The following is a 762-nucleotide window of genomic DNA, read 5'->3' on the forward strand; positions in this document are numbered from 1 at the left end:
ACTTACGCTTTTGGTAAGTTCTCGAACGGCTTCCTTTCTGACTATGCCAACATTGGCCGATTTATGTCGTTCTCTCTACTACTGTCTGGTATCACCGCAGTATTCATGGGTTTGAACACCACGGCATTCTTCTTTGTTCTGCTTTGGGGTCTAAACGGCTGGTTCCAATCTGTTGGTTCAGCACCGTCTTGTGTGTCTCTGTTCCAATGGTTCTCACCAAAACAACGTGGTAGCCGTTACTCTATCTGGGGTGGCTCACGTAACATCGGTGAAGGTATCACTTGGATCCTAACGGCGTCTCTAGTGAGCTACTTCGGTTGGCGCGCAGGTTTCATCGGTGCGGGTATTGCAGCGATTGCAGCAGCGATTTGTATGTTCTTCATCCTAAAGGACCGTCCACAAACTTACGGTTTGCCAGATTCAGCAACAGCATTCGACGAAGAACCTGAGATCAAGAAAAAGAACGATCCGCAAGCAACTCGTCGCGCTCAAATGTTCATCCTGAAGCAACCAACCGTTTGGCTAATTGCAGCAGCGTGTGCAGCGATGTACATCTCTCGCTACGCGATGTCTTCTTGGGCAGTGCTTTACCTACAAGAAGCAAAAGGTTACTCACTGATTGACGCTGGCTTCGCAATGTCTACATACCCTATCGCGGGTCTAGCAGGTGCAATCCTATCAGGCATCATCTCTGACAAGGTGTTCAACTCTAACCGCCATATCCCGACTCTACTTTACGGATTGGCGAACATCGGTGGCATG

At 49.0% G+C, this 762-nt stretch carries 1 protein-coding gene; it reads left to right on the top strand.

Annotated features, from left to right (window positions below; translation table 11 throughout):
- On the top strand, nucleotides 1-762 hold a 762-nt coding region (locus R7Q46_RS26615; RefSeq protein WP_318078146.1), incomplete at both ends, for an MFS transporter.

Source organism: Vibrio sp. 811 (assembly GCF_033339195.1).